Annotated in this window: 19 protein-coding genes; 17 read left to right on the forward strand and 2 right to left on the reverse strand. The window is 61.2% G+C overall.

What is annotated here, in order from left to right; translation table 11 throughout:
* Positions 1-32: 32 nt before the first annotated feature.
* Positions 33-3,305, reverse strand: a complete 3,273-nt coding sequence (pulA, locus tag EGY08_RS10000) for a pullulanase-type alpha-1,6-glucosidase (RefSeq protein ID WP_123828456.1) — start codon at positions 3,303-3,305, stop codon at positions 33-35.
* A 474-nt stretch (positions 3,306-3,779) separates the two neighbouring features.
* Here pulA and gspC point away from each other — a divergent pair, with 474 nt between their 5' ends.
* Genes gspC through EGY08_RS10065 form a run of 13 tightly spaced genes read left to right on the forward strand, consistent with a single transcriptional unit; the run spans position 3,780 to position 15,401 of the window.
* Positions 3,780-4,619 (forward strand): type II secretion system protein GspC, encoded by an 840-nt coding sequence (gspC, locus tag EGY08_RS10005; protein ID WP_004129082.1) that lies wholly within the window; start codon positions 3,780-3,782, stop codon positions 4,617-4,619.
* Entirely contained in the window at positions 4,620-6,602 is a 1,983-nt protein-coding gene (gene pulD, locus EGY08_RS10010; RefSeq protein ID WP_087828440.1) for a GspD family T2SS secretin variant PulD, read from the forward strand. It abuts the gene before it with no gap.
* The gene (gene gspE, locus EGY08_RS10015; RefSeq protein WP_004129080.1) at positions 6,599-8,092 is read left to right on the forward strand and encodes a type II secretion system ATPase GspE; all 1,494 of its coding nucleotides are present in this window, start codon (positions 6,599-6,601) and stop codon (positions 8,090-8,092) included. The genes pulD and gspE overlap by 4 nt, the downstream gene beginning before the upstream one ends.
* 1 nt (position 8,093) lies before the next feature.
* Positions 8,094-9,299 carry a type II secretion system inner membrane protein GspF gene (gene gspF / locus EGY08_RS10020; RefSeq protein WP_004129079.1) on the forward strand — a complete coding sequence of 402 codons (1,206 nt, stop codon included), beginning with the start codon at positions 8,094-8,096 and terminating at the stop codon, positions 9,297-9,299.
* A gap of 20 nt (positions 9,300-9,319) precedes the next feature.
* The gene (gspG, locus tag EGY08_RS10025; protein ID WP_004098709.1) at positions 9,320-9,742 is read left to right on the forward strand and encodes a type II secretion system major pseudopilin GspG; all 423 of its coding nucleotides are present in this window, start codon (positions 9,320-9,322) and stop codon (positions 9,740-9,742) included.
* Positions 9,742-10,254 carry a type II secretion system minor pseudopilin GspH gene (gene gspH, locus EGY08_RS10030; protein ID WP_049115509.1) on the forward strand — a complete coding sequence of 171 codons (513 nt, stop codon included), beginning with the start codon at positions 9,742-9,744 and terminating at the stop codon, positions 10,252-10,254. Before gspG ends, gspH begins: the two co-directional genes overlap by 1 nt.
* The gene (gene gspI / locus EGY08_RS10035) at positions 10,251-10,616 is read left to right on the forward strand and encodes a type II secretion system minor pseudopilin GspI (protein ID WP_049115511.1); all 366 of its coding nucleotides are present in this window, start codon (positions 10,251-10,253) and stop codon (positions 10,614-10,616) included. The genes gspH and gspI overlap by 4 nt, the downstream gene beginning before the upstream one ends.
* On the forward strand, positions 10,613-11,209 hold the full coding sequence (gspJ, locus tag EGY08_RS10040; protein WP_049115513.1) for a type II secretion system minor pseudopilin GspJ: 597 nt from the start codon (positions 10,613-10,615) through the stop codon (positions 11,207-11,209). Before gspI ends, gspJ begins: the two co-directional genes overlap by 4 nt.
* On the forward strand, positions 11,206-12,186 hold the full coding sequence (gspK, locus tag EGY08_RS10045) for a type II secretion system minor pseudopilin GspK (protein WP_049115516.1): 981 nt from the start codon (positions 11,206-11,208) through the stop codon (positions 12,184-12,186). The genes gspJ and gspK overlap by 4 nt, the downstream gene beginning before the upstream one ends.
* A complete protein-coding gene (gene gspL, locus EGY08_RS10050) occupies positions 12,179-13,375 on the forward strand; it encodes a type II secretion system protein GspL (RefSeq protein WP_123828457.1) in 1,197 nt (398 codons plus the stop codon). Before gspK ends, gspL begins: the two co-directional genes overlap by 8 nt.
* The gene (gspM, locus tag EGY08_RS10055) at positions 13,368-13,853 is read left to right on the forward strand and encodes a type II secretion system protein GspM (protein WP_087828445.1); all 486 of its coding nucleotides are present in this window, start codon (positions 13,368-13,370) and stop codon (positions 13,851-13,853) included. Before gspL ends, gspM begins: the two co-directional genes overlap by 8 nt.
* Complete coding sequence (locus tag EGY08_RS10060; protein WP_123828458.1) at positions 13,843-14,601, forward strand: type II secretion system protein N; 759 nt, start codon at positions 13,843-13,845, stop codon at positions 14,599-14,601. Before gspM ends, EGY08_RS10060 begins: the two co-directional genes overlap by 11 nt.
* Positions 14,601-15,401, forward strand: coding sequence for a prepilin peptidase (locus tag EGY08_RS10065; protein ID WP_004129059.1), 801 nt, complete (start codon positions 14,601-14,603; stop codon positions 15,399-15,401). Before EGY08_RS10060 ends, EGY08_RS10065 begins: the two co-directional genes overlap by 1 nt.
* 97 nt (positions 15,402-15,498) lie before the next feature.
* Here EGY08_RS10065 and hrpB read toward each other — a convergent pair whose 3' ends face one another.
* Positions 15,499-17,928 (reverse strand): ATP-dependent helicase HrpB, encoded by a 2,430-nt coding sequence (gene hrpB, locus EGY08_RS10070; protein WP_123828459.1) that lies wholly within the window; start codon positions 17,926-17,928, stop codon positions 15,499-15,501.
* A 72-nt stretch (positions 17,929-18,000) separates the two neighbouring features.
* Between hrpB and thpR the strand changes: the two genes are divergently transcribed.
* The 4 genes from thpR (at position 18,001) to gluQRS (ending at position 20,816) form a co-directional block, all read left to right on the forward strand.
* Positions 18,001-18,537: an RNA 2',3'-cyclic phosphodiesterase gene (thpR, locus tag EGY08_RS10075; RefSeq protein ID WP_004129056.1), complete on the forward strand. Its 537-nt coding sequence runs from the start codon at positions 18,001-18,003 to the stop codon at positions 18,535-18,537.
* Entirely contained in the window at positions 18,537-19,253 is a 717-nt protein-coding gene (gene sfsA, locus EGY08_RS10080) for a DNA/RNA nuclease SfsA (protein ID WP_004129055.1), read from the forward strand. Before thpR ends, sfsA begins: the two co-directional genes overlap by 1 nt.
* A gap of 164 nt (positions 19,254-19,417) precedes the next feature.
* Positions 19,418-19,873, forward strand: coding sequence for an RNA polymerase-binding protein DksA (gene dksA, locus EGY08_RS10085; RefSeq protein WP_004098689.1), 456 nt, complete (start codon positions 19,418-19,420; stop codon positions 19,871-19,873).
* A 61-nt stretch (positions 19,874-19,934) separates the two neighbouring features.
* Positions 19,935-20,816: a tRNA glutamyl-Q(34) synthetase GluQRS gene (gene gluQRS / locus EGY08_RS10090; protein ID WP_004129053.1), complete on the forward strand. Its 882-nt coding sequence runs from the start codon at positions 19,935-19,937 to the stop codon at positions 20,814-20,816.
* Positions 20,817-20,860 lie beyond the last annotated feature (44 nt).

The following is a 20,860-nucleotide window of genomic DNA, read 5'->3' on the forward strand; positions in this document are numbered from 1 at the left end:
GTTTTGGCCCCGCGGGCCGGGAGGTTATGGTTTTACTTACTGCTTACCGGCAGCCCGGCGCCCTGGCCATCGCCCTGCGGCAGCTCCAGCACCGCAACGGACCAGGCCGGCAGGGTGACGGTGCCGTCAGCGGCAATCTGCACGCCGTTTGCCAGCGAGTTTTCGCCCGCCGCCTGCTGGATCGCGCTCAGCTGCAGCGTTTCACCGGCAAACTCATTCAGCGTGCGGCTTTCCGGCGCGGCGTTAATCGCCACTACCAGGCCGTCAAGGCGGCTATCCAGGCTGGCGCCCGCTTTCATCCCGTCATCCACGGTCATCACCAGCAGACCGGCCTGCTGGTCTGAACCGGTATTACGGAAATCAACGCGCTTCATTACCGCGCTGCCGTCGCCTAAGGTGAACAACGGCGAGGATTTCCGCAGCTCGGTCAGTTCCTGGTAGAACGCGGTCATCTGCTTCAGCTCCGCTTCGCCCGGAGTGGCAACCATCTCTTTGACGCGAGTAATTACGTCATAGTTGCTGCCGTCATCGCTGATGCGCGGCATGCCAACGTTGTAGTTATTATCCTGCAGGGAATAATCCACGCGGTTGAACCAGTCACCGGAATCGTAGGAGTCGCGGGTAAAGGATTTCGAACGCAGCAGTTCCGAGCCCTGCTGATCGAACGCGATCCCCTGCCCCAGCATCACCGTCGCCAACGAAACGGCCTGCATGCGAACGCGGGTCGCCAGGTCGGCTTCCTGGGACGCTTTATAGCTAATCATGTCCCACAGCGTCTGGTTGTCGTGCTTCGAAACATAGTTGACGACTTCCGTCGGGTCTGCGGCGTAGCCGCCAGGCGCGCCGTTATAGTCAATTTCGCTGCCTTTCTTCGCCGCGCCGTCTTTGTCGATCATCACAAAATCAGCGAGGTTACCGGCCATCCCCAGACGGGTCAGATCGGCCAGATGGCGGACCTGGTCATCACTCAGGCTGGCGAGTTCGTTTGGCAACACGCCCGCGCCGCTGCCAACGCCCTGGTTCTGACGCAGCGCATCGCCGGAATCGAACGGGCCGCCGCCGCGCACGGAATCGCGCAGGCGATCGGAGAACGTGCCGATGCCGGTACCTTTCAGGTTAATCTGCGAGGCGATTTCAAAACGATCGCTCTGGTTAGAGTCCCAGCCTTCGCCGAAGAAGTAGATATCCGGGTTCAGCGCCTTAATGCGCTCCCACGCTGACAGAATTTGCGCTTTCGGGTGATAGCCCATCAGATCGAAGCGGAAACCATCGATTTTGTAGTCCGTGGTCCACACCGCCAGCGAGTCGGCGATCAGCTTGGCAAACATCCGATGCTCCGGCGCGGAGTCGGAACAGCAGGTGGCGGATTCGACGCTGCCGGTGGTTTCATTCAGACGCTGATAGTACCAGGGCACGATCTTATCCAGCACCGACGTGCGGTCGCTCGGGCCCGCGGCGTTGGTGTGGTTGTAGACCACGTCCATAATGACGTTCATCCCCAGATCCTGCTTGATCGCCTGAATCATGGTGCGGAACTCTTTAATGCGCGCCGTGCCTTCCGGATCGGTCGCGTAGGATCCTTCAGGAACCGTATAGTGGAACGGATCGTAGCCCCAGTTATAGGAGTCGGTCTGCGCCACCAGCGTATTCAGCGCCTGCACCTGCGGATTATCCTGGCTATCGCTCTGCTTAAGCTGATTCAGTACCTCTTCCACCGTGGAGCCGCTGTCGCAGTATCCGGCGAACTCGCTGCTTTTCACCGCGCTGTTCACTTCGCACAGGCGGCTGAACGGTTGCTGAATATCGGCGACTTTGTCGCTGAACTCGTTCACCGTCGCCAGATCGAAGACCGGTAGCAGCTCAACGTGCGTGACGCCTGAAGCGGAGAGCTTCTTCAGATGCTGCACCATATTGCTGTCGCCGGCGGTCAGCGCAAGGTATTTTCCGCGCAGTTCGGCCGGAACGGTCTGGTCCCACGCAGAGAGATCGCGAATATGCGATTCATGGATCGTCATCTTCGCTAAATCCGCTTTCGTCTTCTGGGCATGCGGCATCGTCAGGCTGTCCCAGCCGTCAGGCTTCAGCGCGCTGTCGTTGAGATCGACAACCTGGCTGTACTCCGAGTTGGTCGACAGGCTATGCGCATACGGGTCGGTGACTTCGTACTGTTCAACCTTGCGCGACTGCAGGTGATAAACCGTCATCGCATAGCGGTAGAACGCGCCTTTCAGATCGCTACCGCCCTGCCATGACCACGCGCCGGAAGCGCTGTCGCGGGTCATCGGATGGCTGCCAATCACTTTTTTGTCCGCGCTGTAGACCACCACATCCACCTGCTGAGCGGTCGGCGCCCAGACGCGGAAGGTGACGCCGCCGTCGGTCAACTGCGCGCCGTAGCTCAGCGCTTCCGCCGCTTCGGCATAGGTGTCATCCAGGACGCCCGCCGTCTGCACCTGTGTGGCGGAAATCAGGATCCCGTCCTCTGCGGCGGCAATGGCGACCGTTTCGCCCTGCAGCAGCTCGTCAACGTTCGCATTGTCCGGCAGCTTAAAAGCCGCATAACTGGAAAGGTGCGGGAAGCGCATGCTGACCTGCTGGCTGACGGTAGTCGGCGTCAGTTTCAGGTAACGGTCGATAAATTTGCCTTCGCCATCCGCCGCCACTTTACTGCTGTGGCTGTAGTAGAGGCGCACGATGGGCTTGTCCTGTCCGCCCGGCCACAGCAGAGTATTTTTATCGACCCAGTGGGCTTCGGCCAGCGCGACGCCAAAAGCGGCGCGGAAAGCGTCGGCGCGGGAGTCATAGACCGCGCTGTTACCGGCGATCACCGAAACCGTACGATCGGTGAAGTCGCCAAACGACACCCGCAGGTCGCTATCGATCAGCTTATCAGTGCCGTCGCGGACAATGACGTTGATACAGCCGCTCTCTTTGTTGAGCGGAATCACCCAGTACGGGCCATATTTATCGCTGCCGCTCGGCGTGGTGCTGACGTCATTCCAGTCCGCTACCGGCGCGCTCAGCGCGTCGCAGGTTTCGTTGTTCCATAAGTAGAGGTTTTTGCTGCTGTAGTCCGCCGCGCTACTGCTGGTGATGCCGGCAATATCCACCAGGTGGATGACCGCCTGGTTTTCTACTGCCGTGACCGCTTCGCCGGGCACCGCAACGTCAGGTAAACGTACAACGACATCCTGATTACCAGGGGTGTCGGGATTTCCAGAGGAAGAAGAAGAGGATCCGTTATCGCAGCCGCTAAGTAAAACCAGCGATCCCAGAACCAGGGCATTACGGGTATATCTGAGCATTCGATAGTCCCTTTAATACCCGTCATACTTCAAGTTGCATATGCGTTGGCTGCCTCGCTCACCCCAGTCACGTACTTAAGTACGCTCCTGGAGACTCACTGCGTTGCCGCCTTCCTGCAACTCGAATTATTTAGGGTATATGCTGATTAATTATATGAAGTGTTCTATGAACGAAATTAGTCAGAGTGCATTACAGCACCATGAAAAATGACGAGCATATCTTTAAAGCGTCGATAATTAGATATTCTTGCTCTCTTAGGTTCAATCATCCATTCACTCATCCTCCGGGGGCGTAGGCGGCCGGAGGAGTAAAAATAAAAAGGGAATGACGACCACAATAGCCAAACTCTTTATGATTCACCGCGACCTACGCAGATTCCCGCAATAAGCACGCTCAAAAATAAAAAATGCCCCACCCATATCGGTAGGGCGGTACCTTTTGTTGAGGGAAATAGAATGAGCAAAGGAATAAAAATGCATAATTCCGTGATGAGATTAACAATACCAAATAAAAAAATAATAAAATATGCGCCTCATATTGTGACCTCCATCATATTATTTTTTATCTGCCAGCAGCTCGCGCAATTAACCTGGAAAATAATTATCCCGGTAAACTTTACGGATAACGTATTGAGCTCTGCCGATATGACGGCACCCGCAGCCCCTACCCCGGAAACGGCGCTGCCGCGCTTTACGCTGTTTGGCCTTGCGGAGAAAACCCCCGCCTCCGCGCCCGGCGGCAACCTCGACCAGGCGCCCGTTTCGGCGCTCAAACTTCGCGTTACCGGACTGCTTGCCAGCACCGACCCGTCCCGCGCCATCGCCATAATGATGAAAGGAAATCAACAGGTTAGTCTCGTGATTGGCGATAATACGCCGGGCGGAGAGGCGAAAATTGTCGCTATTTTCCCTGACCGCCTGATTGTTAATTACCGCGGCAGAAACGAGGCTATCCCGCTGTTTAACGACCCGCCCGCTGCCAGCAAAAATAGCGCCGCGCCGCCAGCCCGCCACTTGGCGCAGGAGCTCCGCGCGCAGCCGCAAAATATTCTTCATTACCTTAATATTTCGCCAGTCATGGTTAATGACAAGCTCAGCGGATATCGCCTGAACCCGGGCAAAGACCCAGCGCTATTTCGCCAGGCGGGTCTCCGGGAAAACGATCTGGCGATAGCCCTCAACGGTCTGGATTTACGCGATAAAGAGCAGGCTCGCCAGGTATTAGACCAGTTGCCGGAATTAACTGAAATAACCCTTACCGTTGAACGCGACGGCCAGAAAAACGATATTTATCTAGCCCTGAGGGATGAATAATTGATCATCGCCAACGTTATCCGCTCATTTTCCCTGACGCTGCTGATATTCGCCGCACTGTTATTCAGGCCAGCCGCGGCGGAAGAGTTTTCCGCGAGCTTCAAGGGCACCGACATTCAGGAATTTATCAATACGGTGAGTAAAAACCTGAATAAAACGGTCATTATCGATCCCAGCGTGCGCGGCACCATTACCGTACGCAGCTACGACATGCTTAATGAAGAGCAATATTATCAATTCTTCCTCAGCGTGCTCGATGTCTACGGCTTCGCGGTGATTAATATGAATAACGGCGTCCTGAAAGTGGTGCGTTCGAAGGACGCGAAAACCGCCGCGGTGCCGGTGGCGAGCGACGCTGCGCCGGGTATTGGCGATGAGGTCGTCACCCGCGTGGTGCCCCTGACCAACGTCGCCGCCCGCGATCTGGCGCCCCTGCTGCGCCAGCTTAACGACAACGCTGGCGCAGGCAGCGTGGTGCACTATGAACCCTCCAACGTCCTGCTGATGACCGGCCGCGCGGCGGTCATCAAACGGCTGCTAACCATCGTCGAACGCGTCGATAACGCCGGAGACCGAAGCGTAGTAACCGTTCCCCTCGCCTGGGCCTCCGCCGCCGATGTGGTCAAGCTGGTGACCGAACTCAACAAGGACACCAGCAAATCAGCGCTGCCCGGCTCGATGGTCGCCAACGTGGTGGCCGATGAACGCACCAACGCGGTACTGGTCAGCGGCGAGCCGAACTCCCGCCAGCGAATCATCGCCATGATTAAGCAGCTCGATCGCCAGCAGGCGACGCAGGGCAATACTAAAGTGATCTACCTGAAATACGCCAAAGCCTCCGACCTGGTCGAAGTGCTGACCGGCATCAGCAGCACGATGCAGAGCGAAAAGCAGGCCGCGAAGCCGGTGGCGGCGCTGGATAAAAATATCATTATCAAAGCGCATGGCCAGACTAACGCCCTGATCGTCACCGCCGCCCCGGACGTGATGAACGACCTTGAACGGGTAATCGCCCAGCTTGATATCCGCCGCCCGCAGGTGCTGGTCGAAGCGATTATCGCCGAAGTGCAGGACGCTGACGGTCTGAACCTCGGCATCCAGTGGGCCAATAAAAATGCCGGAATGACCCAATTCACCAATAGCGGCCTGCCGATATCCACCGCCATCGCCGGGGCCAACCAGTACAACAAAGACGGCACCGTCAGCAGCTCGCTGGCCAGCGCCTTAAGCTCCTTCAACGGCATTGCCGCCGGCTTCTACCAGGGCAACTGGGCGATGCTATTAACCGCCCTCTCCAGCAGCACCAAGAACGACATTCTCGCCACGCCGAGCATCGTTACCCTCGACAACATGGAAGCCACCTTTAACGTCGGCCAGGAGGTCCCGGTACTCACCGGCTCGCAAACCACCTCCGGCGATAACATCTTCAATACCGTCGAGCGTAAAACCGTCGGCATCAAGCTGAAAGTGAAGCCGCAAATCAACGAAGGCGATTCAGTTCTGCTGGAGATTGAACAGGAGGTCTCCAGCGTGGCGGACGCCGCCTCCAGCACCAGTTCGGATCTCGGCGCGACCTTCAATACCCGCACGGTCAATAACGCAGTGCTGGTCGGCAGCGGCGAGACGGTGGTCGTCGGCGGCCTGCTGGATAAAAGCGTCTCCGACACCGCCGACAAGGTACCGCTGCTCGGCGATATTCCGGTCATTGGCGCGCTGTTCCGTTCCACCAGTAAAAAGGTCTCCAAGCGCAACCTGATGCTGTTTATCCGCCCGACGGTGATCCGCGACCGCGACGAGTACCGTCAGGCCTCATCCGGGCAGTACACCGCCTTTAATGACGCCCAGAGCAAACAGCGCGGCAAAGAGAACAATGACGCGATGCTGAATCAGGATCTGCTGGAGATCTACCCGCGCCAGGATACCGCCGTGTTCCGCCAGGTCAGCGCCGCTATCGACGCGTTCAATCTGGGAGGCAATCTATGACCCCCGCCGCTGAACGACGCCCGCTGCTCCCCTTCGGCTACGCCCGCGCGCACAACGTGATGCTCCTGAGCAACGGCGAAAGCTGCGAGGTTTTCTGCCTCGCCGCTACCGCGCCGCAGGCGCTGCTGGAAGTCCGCCGGGTCGCCGCGATGCCGTTTCGCCTCGAGCGGCTGGAAGAAGAGGCGTTCGAAAAGCTGCTGGTGCTGAGCTATCAGCGTGACTCCGCCGAGGCCCGACGCATGATGGCGGATATCGGCAACGAGCTGGACTTATACACCCTTGCTGAAGAGCTGCCGGACACCGACGACCTACTGGACAGCGAAGACGACGCGCCGATTATTCGCCTGATTAACGCCATGCTTACCGAGGCCATCAAAGAGAAAGCCTCGGATATTCATATCGAAACCTATGAGCGCCACCTGCAAATTCGCTTTCGCGTCGACGGCGTCCTGCGCGAAATCCTGCGCCCCCAGCGCCGCCTCGCCGCGCTGCTGATCTCGCGCATTAAGGTGATGGCGAGCCTGGATATCGCCGAAAAGCGCATTCCTCAGGATGGGCGCATGGCGCTGCGCATTGGCGGACGCGCCGTCGACGTGCGCGTCTCCACCCTGCCGTCGAGCTACGGCGAGCGCGTGGTGCTGCGTCTGCTCGATAAAAATAGCGTCAATCTCGACCTGTTGACCCTCGGGATGACTCCCGCCCTGCTGAAGCAGGTAGATGGGCTGATCGCCCGCCCGCACGGCATCGTGCTGGTGACCGGGCCGACCGGTTCGGGAAAAAGCACCACCCTCTACGCCGCGTTGAGCCGCCTCGACGCGCGGGAACGCAACATCATGACCATTGAAGACCCCATCGAATATGAGCTGGAGGGCATCGGTCAGACCCAGGTTAACGCGAAAGTCGATATGACCTTTGCCCGCGGGCTGCGCGCTATTTTGCGCCAGGACCCTGACGTGGTGCTGGTGGGCGAAATCCGCGATGGCGAGACGGCGCAAATCGCCGTACAGGCCTCGTTAACCGGCCATCTGGTGCTCTCGACGCTGCACACCAACAGCGCGCTGGGGGCCATCTCGCGCCTGCAGGACATGGGCGTGGAGCCTTTTCTGCTCTCCACCTCGCTGCTGGCGGTGATGTCGCAGCGGCTGGTGCGCCGACTCTGCCCGCACTGCCGCCAGCAGGAACCGGCAAACGCCGACGCCGCCCGCCAGATGGAGATCGCCCCCGGCACGGCGCTCTGGCAGCCCCGGGGCTGCGCCGAATGCGGTTTTACCGGCTATCGCGGACGCACCGGCATCCACGAACTGCTGCTGGTGGACGATCGCGTACGCATGGCTATCCACCGCGGCGAAAATGAGGTGACGCTGATCCAACAGCTAGGGGCGGATTATATGACCCTACGCCGCGCCGGGCGGGAAAAGGCGCTGGCCGGGATCACCAGTTGGCAAGAGGTGCTAAGGGTCACCGAGCAGCCGATCGCGGAGGCTTCCTGAAATGACGCTGTTTCGTTACCAGGCCCTTGACGAACAGGGCAAACCCCGGCGCGGCGTCCAGCAGGCGGACTCCGCCCGCCACGCGCGCCAGCTATTGCGAGAAAAGGGCTGGCTGGCGCTTGACATCGACCCGGCAGCCGGCGGCGGCAGGCCATTGCGCTTTATCCGCCGCACCGGCGCCCGCGATCTCGCCCTCGTCACCCGCCAGTTGGCGACGCTGGTCGCCGCCGCCATCCCGCTGGAAAAAGCGCTCGACGCGGTGGCCCAGCAGAGTGAAAAACCGCAGTTGAAAACGCTGATCGCCGGCGTACGCGGCAAAGTGCTGGAAGGCCATTCGCTGGCGGAAGCGATGCGCGGCTACCCGAATTGCTTCGACGCGCTCTACTGCGCGATGGTCGCCGCCGGAGAAGCTTCAGGCCACCTCGACGGCGTGCTGAACCGGCTGGCGGACTACACTGAGCAGCGCCAGCAGCTTCGCGCCCGCCTGCTGCAGGCGATGATTTACCCCATCGTGCTGACCCTGGTGGCGGTCAGCGTGATTGTGATTCTGCTTTCAACGGTGGTGCCGAAGGTTGTCGATCAGTTTATCCACCTTAAGCAGGCGCTGCCGTTTTCCACCCGCCTGCTGATGGCGATGAGCGATATGCTGCGCGCCGCCGGGCCGTGGCTGCTGCTGGCCGCCATGCTCATCGCTCTGCTGCTGCGCTACCTGCTGCGGCAGCCGGCAAAGCGACTGGCCTGGCACCGGCTGCTGCTGCGCCTGCCGCTGATTGGCCGGGTCGCGCGCAGCGTTAACAGCGCCCGCTACGCCCGCACCCTGAGCATTCTCAACGCCAGCGCCGTTCCGCTGCTGCTGGCGATGCGCATCAGCGCGGAAGTGTTAAGCAACGCCTGGGCGAAGCGCCAGCTGGAAGCCGCCAGCGACGCGGTGCGCGAAGGCGTCAGCCTCCATCGCGCGCTCGAAATGACCCAGCTTTTCCCACCGATGATGCGCTACATGGTCGCCAGCGGCGAACGGAGCGGCGAGCTCAACGGCATGCTGGAGCGCGCGGCGGATAACCAGGATCGGGAGCTGAGCGCGCAAATTCAGTTGGCCCTCAGTCTGTTTGAACCTCTGCTGGTAGTGGCGATGGCCGGCATGGTGCTGTTTATCGTCCTCGCCATCCTGCAGCCGATACTGCAGCTCAATACTTTGATGAGTATGTAATTGTTCTAATGGAGAAAAATATGCAACGACAGCGCGGATTCACCTTACTGGAAATCATGGTGGTGATTGTTATCCTCGGCGTGCTCGCCAGCCTCGTGGTGCCCAACCTGATGGGCAACAAGGAAAAGGCCGACCGGCAAAAAGTGGTCAGCGATCTTGTGGCGCTCGAGGGCGCGCTGGACATGTATAAACTGGACAACAGCCGCTATCCCACCACCGAGCAGGGGCTGCAGGCGCTGGTCAGCGCGCCATCCGCCGAGCCGCACGCGCGCAACTATCCCGAAGGCGGCTATATTCGCCGTCTGCCGCAGGATCCCTGGGGCAGCGATTACCAGCTACTGAGCCCCGGCCAGCACGGACAGGTGGATATTTTCAGCCTTGGGCCGGACGGCGTGCCGGAGAGCAATGACGATATCGGCAACTGGACGATCGGGAAGAAATAGTGCGACAGCGCGGCTTTACGTTGCTGGAGATGATGCTCATTTTGCTGCTGATGGGGGTCAGCGCGGGCATGGTGCTGCTGGCCTTCCCCGCCTCGCGCGACGATAGCGCGGCGCAGACGCTGGCGCGCTTTGAAGCGCAGCTGCACTTTGTCCAGCAGCGAGGGCTGCAAACCGGCCAGTTCTTTGGCGTCTCGGTGCACCCAGACCGCTGGCAGTTTCTGGTTCTGGAGGCCCGCGATGGCGCCGATCCGGCTCCCGCCGACGACGGCTGGAGCGGCTATCGCTGGCTGCCGCTGCGCGCCGGACGCGTCGCCACTTCGGGCAGAAGCGCCGGGGGCAAGCTGAACCTCGCCTTTCCGCAGGGCGATGCCTGGACGCCGGGCGACAATCCCGATGTGCTGATCTTTCCCGGCGGGGAGATGACGCCGTTCCGGCTGACCATCGGCGAGGCGCCAGGTATCGCGTATAACGCCCGCGGCAAAAGCCTGCCCGAAGCGCAGGAGGCGCAATGAAAAAGCAGTCCGGTATGACGCTGATTGAAGTCATGGTCGCCCTGGTCGTCTTCGCTCTCGCCGGGCTGGCGGTGATGCAGGCCACGCTCCAGCAAACCCGCCAGTTGGGACGCATGGAGGAGAAAACCCTCGCTAGCTGGCTGGCGGACAATCAGCTGGTACAGCTCCGGTTGGAAAACCGCTGGCCAGCGCTGAGCTGGTCGGAAACCACGGTGCAGGCGGCAGGCGTCAGCTGGCATATTCGCTGGCAGGGGGTGGAGACCGACCTGCCTCAGCTGCGGGCTCTGGACGTCGAGGTCCGCCACGCCAAAAGCGATAAGACCGCGATCTCTTCGCTGCGCACCTACGTGACGTCGCCATGATCCGGCGCTCAAGCGGCTTTACCCTCGTCGAAATGCTGCTGGCGCTGGCCATTCTCGCCGCGCTCAGCGTCGCCGCGGTCACGGTGCTGCAAAACGTGATGCGCGCCGATACGCTCACCCGCGATAAGGGCGGGCGCATGCAGGCGTTACAGCAAACGTTCAGCCAGATGGCGGCGGACTTTAGCCAAATCATTCCCCGCCGCAGCCGCGACAGCGCGAGCCTGTTTTTTGCCGGGCGCTTTCAGCTCGGCAGCGACGACTGGGCGATCGCCTTTAGCCGCAACGGCTGGCCCAATCCTTTGGGGCTCCTGCCGCGTTCGGAAATTCAGAACGTCAGCTACCGCCTGCGCGACAGCCAGCTGGAACGTCTGAGCTACGAGCAGCAGGACCCGCTGCCCGGTAGCCAACCAACGGTGACTATTGTGCTGCGCGGCGTGCGGGCATTTGGCCTGCGTTTTTACGCCAGCGGCCGCTGGCAGGATGAATGGCTGCAGACGCAGACGCTGCCGCAGGGGCTGGAAGTCACCCTGACGCTGGAGCCGTACGGCGAGATCCGCCGACTGTTTCTGCTTACGCCGGGAGGCAGTCGATGAACAACCGCCAGCGCGGCGTCGCCCTGCTCATGGTGCTGCTGATCCTCGCCCTGATGATGGTGCTGGCGAGCGCCATGACCGAGCGCAGCGCGCGGATGTACCAGCAGACCGCCACCACCCTCGATAACCTGCAGGCCAAATGGTACGCGCTGGGGGCGGAAACCCTCGCGGCTGCGCTGCTGCAACGCGACACGATCGACTCGCCGAACCAGACCCATCTGGCGCAGAACTGGGCCCAGCAGGGACGCCGCTTTACGGTCAATGACGGCGAGATCTACGCCACAATGACCGACGCTCAGGCCTGCTTCAACCTCAACGCCATTAACCAGCGTGGCGACGACGAAAGCGACGAAATACCTTACCCCGCACAGATCTTTACCCGACTCCTGGAGAACCTCGGCAGCGAGCCGCTGCGCGCCTTACAGCTGACCGCCGCCCTGCGCGACTGGGTCGATGACGATCGCCAGGCCCTACTGAACGGCGCGGAAGACGAAGTCTATATGGCGCAATCCCCCGGCTATCTGACCGGCAATCAGCCGCTGCAGGACGTCAGCGAGCTGCGCCTGCTGGCCGGGATGGACGCCGCGCTCTATCAGCGCCTGTTGCCATTTGTCTGCGCCCTTCCGGAGGATGCGCTGCAGGTGAACGTCAATACCCTGCAGCCCGCTCAGGCCGCGCTGCTGGCGGCGATCTTCCCCGCTGAACTCACCGTCTCTGAAGCCCGGCAGCTAGTACAAACCCGCGCGGCTACCGGCTGGAGCAGCGTCGCCGCCTTCCTGTCGCAACCGACATTACAAAAAATCGATACCGCCGCCGCGCGTCCGTGGCTGGCGGTGCGCAGCGAGCGTTTTATCGCCACCTTTAGCGTGGTGATGGGCAGCGCCCGCTATCAGCAACGCAGCCTCTTGCAAAAGCAGGGGCGTACCTTCGGCGTCGTCCAGCGGCGCTACGGAATCTATTGGGTAGCCGATGAATAACCACCATACCTCTTCCGCCGCCGTGCTGATTGTTCGCCTCAATCCTGATGCCGTGACGGCGATATGGCGGCTTGCCGCGCCGGGCGACGCGGCGCAGGCCGGAGAGTGGCATCCTGACGCTGACGATCGGACGCTCAGCCTGCTGGCGCAGCGCCATCCGGCCTGGGTACTGGTGCCCGCCAGCGACTGCGCATTTCATCGCGTCACTCTGCCCGCCGGGGCGCGCAGAAGACCACAGCAGGCGCTGGGGTTTTTACTCGAAGAACAGCTGGCGACGGAGGTTGAGGAGAGCCACTTTGCCCTGCTCCACCAGCACAAAACCGACTGCGCCGTGGCGGTGGTCGGGCGGGAAAAGATGCGCGCCTGGCAGGCCTGGTGCGAGGGGCTCGGACTGAACGTGCTGGCCCTGACGCCGGATGTCCTTACCCTACCGCACAGTCCCACCGCCTGGAGCGCCGTACGCTGCGGCGAGCAATGGCTGTTTCGCTGTGATTCGTGGGGCGGAATGGCGGTGGAAACCGTATGGCTCGACCCGTTGCTGACCCACTGGCAAGACCTCGCGCCCATCGCCTGCTACTCGCCGCCGCCGGATATCGCCGCGCCGTGGCAGCCTCTCCCGGCGCAGGATCTGCTGGCGCTGGCGGCGGCCAATCCCGATGCGCGCAGAATCTGCTTACGCCAGGGCGATTTTGCTGCTAAACGCCGCCGGCAGCCGACGCCACGACGCTGGCGCCCGGCAATCGCCGGGGCGCTGGCGCTACTGCTGCTGTGGAGCGGTAATCGCCTCCACGATCATCTCATGCTGGGACAGCAGGCCGACGCCGCCGTGCAGGCCAGCCGTGATTTTTACCGCCAGTGGTTCAAAACGGAAAAGAACGTCGTCAACCCGCGCCAGCAAATGCAGCAGCATCTGCGAGAGATGAAAAACGCGGGCGCCCGGCCAGCGCTTATCTCGCGGCTCGGCGCGCTGCAGCAAATCATCGACGACACGCCGGGCATCCGCCTGCGGACGCTGAGCTTTGATGCCGCGCGCAACGCGCTGCAGCTGGAGATATCCGCCGTTTCCTCGCAGGCCATGGAGCAGTTCAGCCAGCGGGCGCGGGCGGGGTTTCGCGTGCAGACCGGCGAGATGAAGCCGCGCGCCGACGGTATTGAAGGGCGCCTGACGCTGGAGGGGGACGATGCATAACCTGCTCACCTTATGGCAACAGCGTACGCGCCGCGAACGGTATCTGCTGCTGGGGATGGTCGTAGCGCTGCTCATCGGCCTGGTCTATTACACGTTATGGCAGCCGTGGCAAAACCGCGAAGCGCAGTGGCGGCAAACGCTGGCCAGGGAGCAGGCCAGCCTGCAGTGGATGCGCCAGCAGACGCCCCTTCTCCGTCAGCTTAACCAGCGGAAACCTTCTGCCGCGCTGGAAGAACCCTCGACGGTGATTATGCGCGAAGCCGCCCGTCACGGCATCGCTATCGTTCGCCTGCAGCCGCAGGGCTCCCGCCTGAGCCTTACCGTACAGCCCGCCGATTTCCAGGCGCTGATGGCATGGCTGGACGCGCTGGGTCAGACGGGGATGACCACCGCCACCCTGGCGGTGACCGCCGTGGCGCAGCAGCCCGGTTGGGTGACGATTAATACGCTAGTGCTGGAGCGCAGCGATGAAAAATAGACTCACTATCGGCCTGCTACTGGCGGCGATCTATCTCTTCTGGCTGCTGCTCAGCGCGCCGGCGCGTCTGCTGGCTCTGGCGCTACCGGAAGGCGCGCGGCTCGTCGAACCAACAGGCACCCTGTGGAAGGGAGAAGCCCTTCAGGCCAGCTGGCGCGGCGTTGAATTAGCCTATTTACGCTGGGAATTTGGCTTCTCGTCCTGGCTTCCCGGCTGGCATATCCGTTTTAACGATCCTTCCGGTCTGCGCGGCCAGGTCTGGCTGCACGGTCTGAACGAATTCGTGGTGCGCGAGGGCCGACTCGAAGCTCCGGCCCGTTTAATCAGCCAGCGGCTAGCGCTGGGTATGCCGCTGGAAGCCCGCGGTCAGCTGGTGATGACGCTGCCGGAGGCCAGCTTTAACGCCGGCGGTTGCCGACAGATGACCGCCAGCACCGTGCAGTGGCGAGACGCGGCGCTCAGCTCCCCCGCCGGGTCGCTCGAACTGGCCCAGGTCAACGGCAAATTAAGCTGTACCCCGGCGGGCGCCCTGGCTGTCGCCCTGACCCAGGACTCCCATCAGCTCAGCCTCACCGGACAGGGCGTTCTAACGCCCGACGGGCGCTATACGTTTAACGGTACGCTACAACCTCGTCAGGCGGCTCCGGCACTGCTGACGCTGCTGCTCGCGCAAAACGGCCGTAAAGATGAGCAGGGACGTATACCGTGGCGGTGGCAAGGAGAGTGGCTATCCGAGGAGAAAAAATAATGTTCGAAAACATCGCGTTATTACCCGAGTTCGCCGCGCAATACCCGTCAATCTGGGGCGGCTTTTTATTCCTGTCCGGACTGGCGTTCGGCAGCTTTTTTAACGTCGTTATCCATCGTTTACCGCTGATGATGGCGCACGCAGAGGGAATCAATCTCTGTTTTCCCGCGTCGTTCTGTCCGCAGTGCCGTGAGCCCATCGCCTGGCGGGACAATATCCCGCTGCTGAGCTTCCTGTTTCTTAAGGGACGTTCGCGCTGCTGCGGGGAACCCATCTCGCCTCGTTATCCTCTGATGGAGCTGGCGACCGGCGCGCTGTTTATGCTGGTCGGATACCTGATACCTCCGGGCATACCGCTGCTGGGCGGCTTGCTTCTGCTGTCGGTTCTACTGATTCTTGCTACCATCGACGCGCAAACGCAGCTGCTGCCGGACGGGTTGACGCTACCGCTGCTGTGGGCCGGTCTGCTGTTCAATCTTTCCGATACCTTCGCGCCGCTGGCGGAGGCGGTCATTGGCGCGATGGCCGGGTATTTGTCGCTGTGGTCGGTGTACTGGGTGTTCCGTCTGCTGACCGGTAAAGAGGCGCTGGGCTACGGCGATTTCAAGCTGCTGGCGGCGCTCGGCGCGTGGCTCGGCTGGCAGGCGCTGCCGCAGACGCTGCTGCTGGCTTCCGCCAGCGGCCTGGTCTGGACGCTGCTGCAGCGCCTGATAACCCGGCAGTCGTTCCAGCAGCCTTTGGCCTTCGGGCCTTGGCTGGCGCTGGCGGGCGGCGGCATCTTTTTGTGGAGCCAGGTATAAAATATCCCCTGCTCGCGCTGCGCTTAGCAGGGCTACGGGCGGTGCTGGTCCGGTAGCCCGGGTAAGGCGCTTACGCCGCAACCCGGAAACTCTCCGGTTACGAATACTTTTTGGTGCGCCGGGTCGGGGCGGTATTGGCCGGATCGTCCGGCCAGACATGCTTCGGATAGCGCCCTTTCATCTCTTTTTGCACTTCGCGGTAGCTCCCCTGCCAGAATGCGCCTAAATCGCGGGTGATCTGCAGCGGGCGCTGCGCCGGCGACAGCAGCTCCAGCACCAGCGGCACCCGCCCCTGAGCGATGGTCGGGGTCGTCGCCTCGCCAAACATCTCCTGCATCCGCACCGCCAGCGCCGGAGGATTATCATCGTGATAACGAATCGCGATGCGGCTACCGGTCGGTACCGTATAGTGCGTGGGCAGTTCGCTGTCCAGCTTCTGGCGCAGCGGCCACGGCAGCCAGTTTTGCAGCGCCTGACGCACGTCCAGCGCCTTCAGCGCGCGCAGCGAATGGACGCCCGCCATCTGCGGCAGCAGCCACTGTTCAAGCGATGCCAGCAGCGATGCCTCATCAACGGCCGGCCATGCCTCCTCCGGCAGCCACTGCGCCGCGCAGTGCAGTCGCAAACGCAGCTGCTCCGCTTCCGGCGTCCAGTTAAGCACGCTCAGCCCCTTCTCGCGGATCCCGTTGAGCATCGCCTGATGCAACTCCTCTTCCGACGGCTTCGCCAGCGGCTGGGTCTTAATCACCAGGCGTCCGATACAGGTGCGCCGCCAGGCCTTCAGCGTGCCTAACGCCTCATCCCACTCGACGATATCGGAGCGCTGGGCCAGCGCCGGACACCGCTCAATCAGCGCGTGAATATCGACCGGCAGCGCCAGCAGGATCCGGGCGTCCGGCGATGCACTCCCTTGCAGCAGCAGTGGCGCAATCAACCATTCGTGGCGGCCCAGCGCATCGTCGGCGTCGAGCATCGCCCCCATCCCGTTAGCCAGTTGGTAGCGCCCCTCCTGGCCGCGGCGATGGGCGATACGGTCGGCAAAAGCGGAGGCCAGCAGCGCCGCGATTCTGTCGGCGTCGGGCTGACCGCCGCGCACCGTCAGCCTTTTCATCAGCTGCTGCGCCCGCTGCTGCCAGTTGCCCTGCTGACGGGCAAACGCCGCGCTAAGATCGCTATGGCCGCCGCGCGGCGGCTCTTCAAGGATCGCCGCCAGTTTAGCCGCCGTGGCGGCGCTATCGGCATCCTCCGCCGCGGTCAGCATCGCCGCCAGGCGCGGTTCGTTACCCAACGCCGCCATTTTGCGCCCGTGCGCCGACAGCCGCTCGCCTTCCAGCGCAGAAAGGTCGGTGAGCAGACGTCGGGCCGCAGCCAGATTGTTCGCAGGCGGCAAATCCAGCCAGCTAAGCTGGGCCGGGTCCTGGCATCCCCACTGCAACAGCTCCAGCAGCAGCGAAGACAGATCGCTCTGCAGGATTTCCGGGTCGCTCTGCGCCGCAGCGCGCTCGGCCTGCTCTTTAGCGAGTAGATGCAGGCAGATCCCCGGTTCCAGACGCCCGGCGCGTCCGGCGCGCTGGGTCATCGAGGCCTGGCTGATCCGCTGCGTGACCAGGCGAGTGAGCCCGGTGCGGGCGTCAAAGCGGGCGACGCGCTCCTGGGCGCTATCCACCACCAGACGAATCCCCTCAATGGTCAGACTGGTTTCGGCGATATTGGTCGCCAGCACCACCTTGCGCATCCCGGCAGGCGCAGGCAGTATCGCCTTGCGCTGCTCGTTCAGCGGTAGCGCGCCGTACAGGGGGCAAAGGATCACATCGCTCGCCACCCGCTCCGCCAGCCGCTCCTGTACCCGTTGGATCTCTCCGACGCCGGGCAGAAATAGCAGCATTGAACCGTTCTCGCTACGCAACAGTTCCGCAGCGGCAATCGCCACCCCTTCGTCAAACCGTTGATGGGCCGGCAGCGGCAGAAAACGCCGCTCAACCGGAAACGCGCGCCCTTCGGAAACGATAACCGGCGCCTCCGGCAGCAGACGCTGCAGGCGCTCATTATCGAGCGTCGCCGACATAATCAGCAGCTTGAGATCGTCGCGCAGCCCCTGCTGTACGTCGAGCAGCAGCGCCAGCGCCAGATCCGCCTGCAGGCTGCGCTCGTGAAACTCATCGAGGATCGCCAACCCCACGCCGCTCAGCTCCGGATCGCGCTGGATCATCCGCGTCAAAATGCCTTCCGTCACCACTTCGAGGCGCGTGTTCGGCCCGACGCAGGTCTCCGCGCGCATGCGGTAGCCCACGGTCTCGCCGGGCTTCTCCCCCAGCAGTTCTGCCAGCCGCTGCGCCACGTTACGCGCCGCCAGCCGCCGCGGCTCCAGCAGGATAATGCGCCCGCTAATTTCACCCTGCGCGAGGATTTGCAGCGGCAGCCAGGTGGATTTCCCGGCGCCGGTTGGCGCATTAAGCAGAACCTGCGGCGCATGCCGCAGGGCAGAAAGAAGTTCAGGGAGGACGGCGGCAACCGGCAATGAGGACACGAAGCGCTCCGGAGGTTAACATTTGCGGGCAAGCATTGTAGCATCCCGGTAATTCATTACCGAGTCTCTATCATGTCCGAGCCGAAAAGGCTGTTTTTCGCCCTTGAACTTCCCGCAGAAGTTCAGCAGCAGATCGTTCACTGGCGCGCCGCCAGCTTTCCCGAAGATGCGGGTCGACCGGTGACGGCGGCAAACCTCCATCTGACGCTGGCGTTTCTTGGAGAAGTGAGCGCGGATAAACAGCGGGCGCTATCAGCAATGGCCGAACGAATTCGCCAGCCGGGCTTTACCCTGACCCTTGACGATGCCGGGCAGTGGCTGCGTTCGCGAGTGGTATGGCTGGGCACTCGTCAGCCGCCGCGCGGGGTTCTGCAATTAGCGAATATGCTGCGCGCCCAGGCCGCCCGCAGCGGCTGCTATCAGAGCCCGCAGCCGTTTCATCCGCATGTCACCCTGCTGCGCGACGCGCGCCACGCGGTGCCTATTCCGCCGCCCGGATTTCGCTGGGCGTTTGCGGTCAACGAATTTGTGCTCTACGAATCCAGCTTTAGCCGCGGCCGTACCCGCTACAAGGCGCTGGAACGTTACCCTTTCGACAAGGAAAGCTGATGCTATTTACTCCCCCGCTACGGTCCGCCACCCTCATTAAACGTTACAAACGGTTTCTCGCGGATGTGGTCACCCCCGACGGTCGCGAGCTGACCCTTCACTGCCCCAATACCGGCGCCATGACCGGCTGCGCCGCGCCGGGCGATACCGTCTGGTATTCGACTTCAGATAATCCTAAACGCAAATATGCCCACACGTGGGAAATAACCGAAACCGTAGAAGGCGCGACAATTTGTGTTAATACTCTACGTGCTAACACGTTGGCGAAAGAGGCGATTCTGGCAGGAAATATTCCCGAGCTTTTGGGCTATAACACGCTGAAAAGCGAAGTGAAGTATGGTGATGAAAGCAGCCGCATTGATATTCTGTTACAAGCAGATGACCAACAAAACTGCTATATTGAAGTGAAATCGGTTACGTTGGCGGAAAAGGAATACGGTTACTTCCCCGATGCGGTTACCGAACGCGGCCAGAAGCACCTGCGGGAGCTGATGAGCGTGGCGGCGGCGGGCGATCGGGCGGTGATTTTGTTCGCCGTGCTGCACTCGGCGATCGACCGTTTCTCTCCCGCGCATCATATTGATGCCAGATACGCACAGCTATTGATTGAGGCGCAAAACAAGGGGGTGGAAATTCTCGCGTACAAGGCGGAACTTTCTACTGAGATGATGACTCTGAATAAGCCGATTACCGTGGTGTTAACCCCCGGTAAATAAACGGCTAAATAGTATTCGGGTCGCGAGCGCAAATACGCTTTTCCTCACAGGGTTGTCAAGTGTAACGTTTAGATAATTGCTATCCGGAAAAGCATCTGCTATTTATAGCGGCCTGATTTTTCCCCCAACACGGGGATCGATAGTGCGTGTTAAGGAGAAGCAACATGCAAGAAGGGCAAAACCGTAAAACATCGTCCCTGAGTATTCTCTCCATCGCTGGGGTGGAGCCGTACCAAGTGAAGCCGGGCGAAGAGTATATGAACGAAGCCCAGCTGGCGCACTTCAAGCGCATTCTTGAAGCGTGGCGTAATCAACTTAGGGATGAAGTGGATCGCACCGTAACGCATATGCAGGATGAAGCTGCTAACTTCCCGGATCCGGTAGACCGTGCCGCTCAGGAAGAAGAGTTCAGCCTGGAGCTGCGTAACCGCGACCGCGAACGTAAACTGATCAAAAAGATCGAGAAAACGCTGAAAAAAGTCGAAGACGAAGATTTCGGTTTCTGTGAATCCTGTGGCGTCGAGATTGGTATCCGTCGTCTGGAAGCGCGTCCGACCGCCGACCTGTGCATTGATTGCAAAACGCTGGCGGAAATTCGCGAAAAACAGATGGCAGGCTAATTCACTTCGCTGGCACATCTCTGGCGGGAGCTTTCTCCCGCCCTGATGTTTTAGTCATATCATGAAAGATTCACACTACATCGGGCGCTTTGCCCCCTCACCTTCCGGCGAACTCCACTTCGGTTCATTGATTGCCGCGCTTGGCAGCTATCTGCAGGCTCGGGCGCAGAACGGTATCTGGCGCGTGCGCATTGAAGATATCGATCCGCCGCGAGAAGTCCCAGGCGCCGCGGACACCATTCTTCGTCAATTAGAACACTACGGCCTGCACTGGGACGGAGAGGTACTCTGGCAGTCAAAACGCCACGAAGCTTATCGCGAGCGCCTCGCCTGGCTGCGCGAGCAGGGCCTCTGCTACTACTGCACCTGCACCCGCGCGCGTACCCACGCTATTGGCGGTATTTACGACGGCCACTGCCGGGATTTACGCCTCGGCGCGGAAAACGCCGCTCTGCGCCTGCGGCAAACGCGTCCTGTCCTTGAATTTTACGATCGGCTGCGCGGTACGCTCGTCGCCAATGAGCCGCTGGCGCGGGAAGATTTTATTATCCACCGTCGCGATGGGCTGTTCGCCTATAATCTGGCGGTGGTGGTGGACGATCATTTTCAGGGCGTCAGCGAAATCGTCCGCGGCGCCGATCTTATCGAGCCGACGGTGCGGCAAATTTCGCTCTATCAGCATTTTGGCTGGCAGGCGCCGGACTATATCCATTTGCCGCTGGCCCTCAACGCGCAGGGCAATAAACTGTCGAAGCAAAACCACGCTCCGGCGCTGCCTGAAGGCGATCCGCGCCCGGAAATTGTGCGGGCGTTAACGTTTCTTAATCAGGATGTCATTCAGGAATGGCAGACGCTCTGTATTGAGGATTTACTCAAGTACGCGATAGCGAACTGGCGGCCGGAGCAAATCCAGCATTCTCAAATGCGTTCCGCTGAGCTATGATTAGCCGCTATTTTTTTGTCCTGAAGTCTGTCTGACACTACGAG

It is taken from the genome of Klebsiella sp. FDAARGOS_511, assembly GCF_003812845.1.
Classification (GTDB): Bacteria; Pseudomonadota; Gammaproteobacteria; order Enterobacterales; family Enterobacteriaceae; genus Klebsiella; species Klebsiella grimontii.